We start from the raw sequence: 7,392 nt of genomic DNA, 5'->3' as shown, positions 1-7,392 counted from the left end.
CGTCCCCATCGTCTAGAGGCCTAGGACATCACCCTTTCACGGTGGCGACCGGGGTTCGAATCCCCGTGGGGACGCCACTTTTCGAAAACACCCGGCACTGCCGGGTGTTTTTTTATGCGCGCGGCGGTCGTGTGCGGTGGCTGCAAGATGCGGCGAGCATGGGCTGGAAGCAGGGTGGATCGCTGGCTTCTTCGAGCGAGCGGTGCTGCTGTTCTTTTCATGCCTGCATCCGGGGGGCGAGGCGGCTCCCGCACCCTCACCCCAACCCCTCTCCCGAGGGGAGAGGGGCTTTGGCTGCTCCCTTCTCCCACCGGGAGAAGGTGCCCCGCAGGGGCGGATGAGGGTACGGGCGTAGCCTCGCATGGCCAGATCTGTGCAGGCGCTTCGCGCCCCGTACCCACACCCCAACCCCTCTCCCGGTGGGAGAGGGGCTTAATGGGGCTGGTGCTGCATCGATGAGGGGCTAGCGCTGAGCCAGTTCAATGCAGCAGCCGGCGGATCTGCAGGATCGCCTGCGGCGTGCGTTGCACGCTGTGTCCGTAGACGATCACCGTTTCCGAGGCGGCGCCGGGCAGGTGGGCGCTCCAGTACGGCACGATGCCGTCGCTGGACTGCGCCAGCGGCACGCGCGGATCCTCCTGCCCGATGATGGAGTGATAGGTCACCTGCGGTGAGATCGGCAACTGCGCCGCGGCGAGGATGAAAGGGTCGTGGTCGCTGAGGCTGTCGATGCTGTTGGGCAGCCCGCCGAGCATGTTCTTGCCCGCGATGTCCTGGAACTGATCGAGGACGCGCCGCGGCAGGCCGATCACGGCGCGTGCCAGTTCGCCCACCGTGCCGGCGGCTTCGGGCGTGCCGCGCTGCGGCGTGGCCAGGAAGATCGCCTCGGACACTTCCGGCATCGGCGCGAACTGCAGCATCGGTCCGAGCCTGGCGTGCAGTGCCTGGCGCGCCTGCGGATCCAGCGCCGCCCCGTCGAACAGGGTTCGCCACAGGCCTTCGCCGTCGCTGGAGGACACCATCAAGCGCGCCAGCACGCCGCCCATGCTGTGCCCGATCAGCACCATGTCATGTGCGGAGACGCTACGGCGTTGCGGATCGAGCTGGTCCAGCGTCTGCTCCAGGGCGTTGCGAACCTGCAGGTGGGTGTAGGGGATCGGCAGGTTGGTCGGGTAGTAGACGAACCAGATCTGATAGCGCGCGCGGACCTGCGGATCGCCGAGCAGGTCGTTGGCCAGGTTGACCCAGGCCTCCGGGCTGCTGGCCAGCCCGTGCAGCAGCACCAGCACGCGCCGGTTCGGATCGTAGGGCTGGGTCAGGAACACGTGCGGCCGGTCGATGCCATGCCCGAGGCCGAGCAGGGTGCGCAGCGATTGCGCGGCGAAACCGGCGCGCGCCATCCACACGCCGTAGCCGGCGCTGAAATTGGCGGCCAGCGGCACATCGACACCGCCCATCGTGACCCGATCGCCGAGCGAGGGGTCGTGGACTTCCACGTGCGCGCTGTGGCTGGCCAGCACCTGCTTGAGCGTGCGGCCATCGAAACGCAGCAGCACCGTGAGGTTGGGGGTGGGCATGTCGCTGTAGACAGGAGCGGCGTCGGCGCTGCGGATAGCCTCCGCCGCCGGCGGCGGCAGGACCGCGACCATCTCCGCGCCGAAGCCATCGCGCCGATACACGCTGCGCAGCCCATCGAAACGCAGGCCGCTGGCCGCCAGCATCGTCTCGGGCATCGGCATGTCCTGCGGGCTGCCGACGCCGCTGGCATCCAGCGTCACCGTCCAGTCGGGCAGGGCGGCGATCTGCGCACCGGCGTCGTGCGTGGCCGGCGGATGCCGCCGGTAGCGGGCGAACAACGCGGTCACCGCCTGCTGCACGGCGTAGTTGTAGTAGTCGCGCACCTGGGTCTGGCGTTCCTCGAAAGCGCGTTCGCTGGGCGTGCGTCCGCTGAAGAACAGGTAGGCGTAGGCGTAACGCGCGGTCTGCAGCCAGGCGGCCAGCGTGGCATCGCTGTCCGGGCGTTGCCTGGCGGCGCGTTGCGCGGCCAGCAGCGACAGTTCCGCCGCCGTCGCCAGGGTACGTTCCTGGTCCATGTCGGCATTGCCGAGCAACCGGTCGATGCACGGCGGCACCGTCGCCGTGCAGCGTGCCGCGTCGAGGCCGGCCACGTTCAGCGTCTGCAGCGCGGTATCGCTGGGGCGCGCGGTGCTCAGCGCGTCGCCGCGCTTGGCCTGGATGTAGCGCGCCGCATCCACGCGTTGCAGGGTGACGCTGGCACAGCCGCCGGCGCACAGCGACATGCACAGCACGACGCAGGCCAGGATCACGCGGTGCCAGCGCTGCCGCTTCATGCCGCGACCTTCACCGGCGTGCCGGCGCGGCGTGCGAACAGCAGGTCGTACAGCACCGGGATCACCCCCAGGGTCACCAGCGTGCCCAGGGCCAGGCCGCCGATCATGGTGATGGCCATGCCGGTCCACAGCGGGCCGGCGAACAGCATCAATGGGACCAGGCCGACGATGCAGGTCAGCTTGGTCATCACGATCGGGCGCAGGCGCTTGACCGCCGCGGCGATCACCGCCTCGTGCCGGCTCAGGCCATCGGCCAGTTCGGCCTCGATCCGCTCCAGCAGCAGCACCGCGTTGTTGACGATGATGCCGGCCAGCGCGAGCAGGCCGAAGGTGGCCATGAAGCCGAACGGATAACCGGTGACCAGCAGGGCGAGGGTGGCGCCGATCAGCACGAACGGAATGCTGGCGACCACGATGAACAGCTTGCGGAACGAATTGAACTGCCACACGAACAGCAGCAGGATCGCGCCCATTGCATGCGGCATGTACTGCAGCAGCGCCTGGTTGGCTTCGGCGGCGTCCTCCAGTTCGCCGCCCATCTCGATGCGGTAGCCCGGCGGCAGGCGCAGCGCCGCGACCTTGTCGGCCAGTGCGTCCACTACCTGGTCGGTGGTCAGGTCCGGGTTGCGGCCGGTGATGGTGATGGCGCGGCTCAGGTTGCGGCGCTGGATCGTCGAGGGTTCCGAACTCAGTTGGATGTCGGCGATCGCCGCCAGCGGCAGCGGCGCGGCACCGGAGGACGGGTAGATCGGCGTGTCGCCGGGATTGCCGCCGCGTGCGTGCTGATCGCTGTCGCCGCGCAGCACGATCGGCACGGAGCTGCCGTCGTCGTGGATCACCGAGGCATCCACGCCGCCGTAGCGCTGTTGCAGCGCCTGGGCGATGTCCTCGCTGGCGACGCCGGCGCGGCGCGCCTTGGCCTGGTCCACCTGCACCACGTAGCGCGGAATGCGGCTGTCCCAGTCGTCGCTGACGTCCAGCGTGCCGGGCAGGGCACGCAGGGCGTCGGCGATGCCGGCGGCGATCCGGCGCAGTTGCGTTTCGTCCGGGCCGATCACCCGGTAGATCGCCACGCCGGATTCGGTCGAGCCCAGGGAGAACCGCTTGGGCTCGGCGCGTACCGCCGGGTAGGCCTGGCGCAGGTGGGTACGCACCTTGGCGATCAGCGCATCGATGTCGCTGCCCGGCCGCACGCTGACGGTGAAGTAGGCGATGTTGGCCGCCGGCAGCGGCGGGTTCAGCCCGAGCACGATGCGCGGGCCGCCATCGGCGACGTAGCCGATGCTGTCGACGATCTGCGGGTTCTGCCGACGGTCGGCCAGCCACTGGCTGATCGACTGCACGGTGCGTAGGGTTTCGCGCGCATCGCTGCCCGGCTGCAGGGTCACCGGCATCTGGAACTGCAGGCGGTCGGACTTGGGCAGGAAGCTGTACGGCACCGAGACCAGCACGGTCACCGCCAGCGCCAGCAGGGCCAGCATGCTGCCCAGGAACAGCGCCTTGTGCGCCAGCAAGGCCTCGATCGCTCGCCGGTACAGGCGATACGGTCCGGACGTATAGGTGTCGCCATGGCCGTCGGCGGGCGCGGCATGCGCGCGGGCGAAGTACATGCACAGCAGCGGGGTGATGGTGATGCTGAGCAGCCACGAGCCGAGCAGGGTCACCGCCAGCACGATCGCCAGCGAGCGCATGTATTCGTTGGTGCTGGTCTGGCCGAAGAAGAACGGCGAGAACGCCAGCACGATCACCAGGGAAGAGGTCAGCAGCGGGATCGCCAGGCTGCGGCCGGCGGCCTCGCAGGCGGCGCGGCGTTCCTCGCCGGCGGCCAGGCGCCGCTCGATGTCCTCGGCGATGACGATGCCGTTGTCCACCAGCAGGCCCAGCGCCAGGATGATCGCGGCGATGGACACGGTCTGCAGTTCCACGTTCAGTGCCCGCATCGCGATCAGTGCGCCGAGGATGGTCAGCGGCACGATCGCGCCGACGATCAGGCCGGTGCGCCAGCCGAGGAACAGCATCACCACCGCCATCACGATGACGATGGTCTCGCCCATCACGTGATGCATCTTGCCCATCTCGCGCTCGACCACGTCGGCCTGGAAGGTGACCACGTGTTGCGCGAAACCCACCGGCAGCGCCTTGGCGGTCTCGCCCAGGGTGCGTCGCAGCGCCTTGCCGACCTCGGCGACGTTGTTGCCCGGGGCCATCGACACCGCCACCACCACCGCCGGCTGGCCCTGGTAGATCGCGCCGGCCTCCGGCGGATCCACCGGCATCAGCTCGATGCGCGCCAGTTGCGCCAGCGGGATCTGCCGCGGGCCGTCGGCGCCCTGCGTGGCGATCGGGGTATTGCGCAGCTCGTCGAGGTCGCGCACCTCGCCGGAGGTGGTCACGGTCATCGCCATGCCCGACGCGGCGACCAGGCCGCCGCCGGCGACCACGTTCTGCGCGCGCAGTTGCTGCGCGACCGCGGCCGGGGTGAGGCCGGCCTCGCCCAATTTGGTGCGGTCGAAGGCGACATAGATGCGTTCGTCCCGCAGACCGTGGAAGGTGACCCGCTCGACGCCCGGCACGGCGTACAGCTGCGCGCGCATCTGCCGCAGCGGTCCGAGCATTTCGGCGGTGTTGAAGCCGGGCGCGGTGACCGCGATCGAGGCGATGGCGACACGGCCGAAGTCGTCGTCAACCAGCGGCCCCTGCGTGCCCGCGGGCAGCTCGGCGCCGGCTTCGGCGGCCTTGCTGCGCACGCGCTGCCACAGCGCCGGCAGGTCCTTGACGCTGTCCTGCGCGGTGACCTGCACGATGGCGCTGCCGGGATGGATGGTGGTGACGATCTTCTTCAGCCCGCTGACCTCGCGCAGCCGTTCCTCCAACGGACGCGCGAGCAGGTTCTCCACGCGCTCGCTGGGCATGCCGGGGTAACCGACCTGCACGATCGCATCGCGCACGGTCACGCTGGGTTCCTCCTGCGAGGGAAAACCGAGAAAGGTGACGATGCCGCCGATCAGGATCAGGGCGGCGCTGAACAGCGCCAGGCGGCTCGATTGCAGGGTGGCGCGGGTCAGGTTCATGGCGAGACGGTGCCGAGGCGGGTGGTGGGACGGAACGGCACGACGTGCTGGCCGTCGTGGAGGAAGGCGGCGCCGGCGGCGACGATGCGCTCGCCCGGGGCCAGGCCGCGCAGGATCTGCACGCGGCCGCCATCTGCGTGTCCAGTGACGACCTGGCGGCGGCGCACGCTGCCGCTGTCCTGGCGGTACACGAACAACATGGTCTGGCCATCGGCCATGCTCGGGATCAGCGCGCTCAACGGCACGCTCGGCGCCTGATCGGCGGCGTTGTCGGGCAGGGCCAGCAGCAGCGATTCGCCGCTGCGCGGCTGCACGGCATCGGTGCCGGTGCTGTCGAACAGCGCCTGCACGGTGGCCCCGCCGTCCACGCGTTCGGACACGCTGCGCAGGCGCAGCGGTAGCGCCTGCTGCGGCGCGCTGCTGCGGTAGGCGAGGACGCTCTGGCCCGGTTGCAGTGCCGCCGCGCGATCGGCCGGCAGCGTCGCCAGCACCTGCGCGCGATCGGTGCCGTCCAGTTGCAGGACCGGCTGGCCTGCGCTCACAAGGCTGTCGGGCTGCTGCAGGCGTGCCACCACGCTGCCGTCGAACGGTGCGCCCAGTTCCGACTGGCGCACCGCGCGGCGCGCCAGCGCCAGGTCCGACTGCGCGCTGCGTACCTTCGCCTGCGCCGCGGCGAAGGCGCTCTTGGCCGCGGTCAGGGTCGCGGCCGAGGCGGCGCCGTCGTCGAACATGGCCTGCTGCTGGGCGAGCTGGGTCTGCTGCTGCTGCAGGTCTGCCGCGGCGATGCCGACGCCGGCCTCGGCCTGCTGCAGGCGCAGGCTGTTCGGTTCCGGGTCCAGGCGTGCGAGCACCTGGCCGGCGTGCACGCGGTCACCCACGTCCACGGCGATGGCGGCGATGCGGCCGCCGCCTTCGAAGCCGAGATCGGCGCGTTGTTGCTGGCGCACCTGGGCGAGGTAGCGGGTGCTGTCGCGCGCGGCATCGCTGCCGACGGTTTCCAGCTTGACCGCGCGCGGGGCGTCGGCGGGCGGCGCAGCCTCGCGGCCGCAGCCGGACAGCGCCAGCGCGGCCAGCGGCAGGCACAGCGTGAGAAGCAGGGTGGGGCGCAGGGTCATGATCGGCGGTGTCCCGGAAACGTTCAGAAGGTGTAGGTGACGGTGGCGCCGCCGCCGGCAGCGGCGCGGCGACGCACCACTGGGCTGCCGTCGGCGGGGCCGACGTAGCGGGTGGCGTTGAGCAGCAGCGAGGCGGTCCAGTGCGGCGACAGGGTGTGATCCCATTCGGCACCGACGGTGTAGGCATACACGCCGGCATCGGCGCGGTGAGGTTGGAATCCGCTGGTCAGGCTTTGCGCTTCGGTGACGCCGAAATACGCCTGGTTGAAGCGGCGGTCGCCGAAGTGCGCGCCCAGGTCCAGGGTCACGTTGTCGGCCGCGGCCTGCAGCAGGGTGAAGCGCGCGCCGGCGCGGTAGCGGTTGCGGCGCGCACCGTCCTTCAGCGCGAACTCCGCCTCGGCGTCCAGCGCCAGGTACGGGGTGAGCTGCTGCATGACCAGGCTGCGCGCGGTGATCGCGCCAGGCACGTCGCCCATGCCGGCCAGGCTCTTGGAGCCGGGGCGCCAGCTGCTGTTGCGCTGCAGGCGGCCCAGGTCGTAGCCGAACGACTGGCTGGCGGAGAAGCCGTGCGCGTTCTGAAACTGCACGCCGGCGCCGCGCACCGTATCAGCGAACAGGATGCCGCGCTGCACCGAGAACACCGGCACCGCCTGCACGCGATCGTCGGCGGAACCGGCATAGCGCGGGGTCAGCATGGCGCCGGCGCCCACGCTCAGTTGGGTGCGGTCGCCGAACAGGCCGGCGCTGGGGGCCGGGTCGGGGTCTGCGGCGTGCGCGGCCGGCGGCAGCGCCAGCACCGCCACGGTCAGCGTGGGCGACAGAACGGACAGGAGATGTTTCATCGGGGGCAACCTC

At 70.6% G+C, this 7,392-nt stretch carries 4 protein-coding genes and 1 tRNA gene; 1 reads left to right on the top strand and 4 read right to left on the bottom strand.

Features of this window, described 5'->3' with window-relative positions; all coding sequences use genetic code 11:
- Position 1 precedes the first annotated feature (1 nt).
- Positions 2-77, top strand: a tRNA-Glu gene (locus tag PIQ37_RS06240).
- Positions 78-479: 402 nt separating this feature from the next.
- On the opposite strand, the gene PIQ37_RS06235 is transcribed toward PIQ37_RS06240, so the two are convergent.
- The 4 genes from PIQ37_RS06235 to PIQ37_RS06220 are packed head-to-tail and all read right to left on the bottom strand — an operon-like array spanning position 480 to position 7,379.
- On the bottom strand, positions 480-2,351 hold the full coding sequence (locus PIQ37_RS06235; protein WP_342072793.1) for a lipase family alpha/beta hydrolase: 1,872 nt from the start codon (positions 2,349-2,351) through the stop codon (positions 480-482).
- Entirely contained in the window at positions 2,348-5,422 is a 3,075-nt protein-coding gene (locus PIQ37_RS06230) for an efflux RND transporter permease subunit (RefSeq protein ID WP_342072792.1), read from the bottom strand. Before PIQ37_RS06230 ends, PIQ37_RS06235 begins: the two co-directional genes overlap by 4 nt.
- Entirely contained in the window at positions 5,419-6,537 is a 1,119-nt protein-coding gene (locus PIQ37_RS06225) for an efflux RND transporter periplasmic adaptor subunit (protein WP_342072791.1), read from the bottom strand. The genes PIQ37_RS06230 and PIQ37_RS06225 overlap by 4 nt, the downstream gene beginning before the upstream one ends.
- Before the next feature lie 23 nt (positions 6,538-6,560).
- Entirely contained in the window at positions 6,561-7,379 is an 819-nt protein-coding gene (locus tag PIQ37_RS06220) for a MipA/OmpV family protein (RefSeq protein ID WP_342072790.1), read from the bottom strand.
- Positions 7,380-7,392: the final 13 nt, after the last annotated feature.

The sequence above is a fragment of the Xanthomonas protegens genome, from assembly GCF_038442435.1.
Classification (GTDB): domain Bacteria; phylum Pseudomonadota; class Gammaproteobacteria; order Xanthomonadales; family Xanthomonadaceae; genus Xanthomonas_A; species Xanthomonas_A sontii.
Note: the sequence above shows the minus strand (reverse complement) of the source record. Positions and strands in the feature narration are given on the sequence as shown.

Coding starts and splice junctions, on each gene's coding strand:
- PIQ37_RS06220 (WP_342072790.1), bottom strand. CDS start 7,379: ATGAAACATCTCCTGTCCGTTCTGTCGCCCACGCTGACCGTGGCGGTG.
- PIQ37_RS06225 (WP_342072791.1), bottom strand. CDS start 6,537: ATGACCCTGCGCCCCACCCTGCTTCTCACGCTGTGCCTGCCGCTGGCC.
- PIQ37_RS06230 (WP_342072792.1), bottom strand. CDS start 5,422: ATGAACCTGACCCGCGCCACCCTGCAATCGAGCCGCCTGGCGCTGTTC.
- PIQ37_RS06235 (WP_342072793.1), bottom strand. CDS start 2,351: ATGAAGCGGCAGCGCTGGCACCGCGTGATCCTGGCCTGCGTCGTGCTG.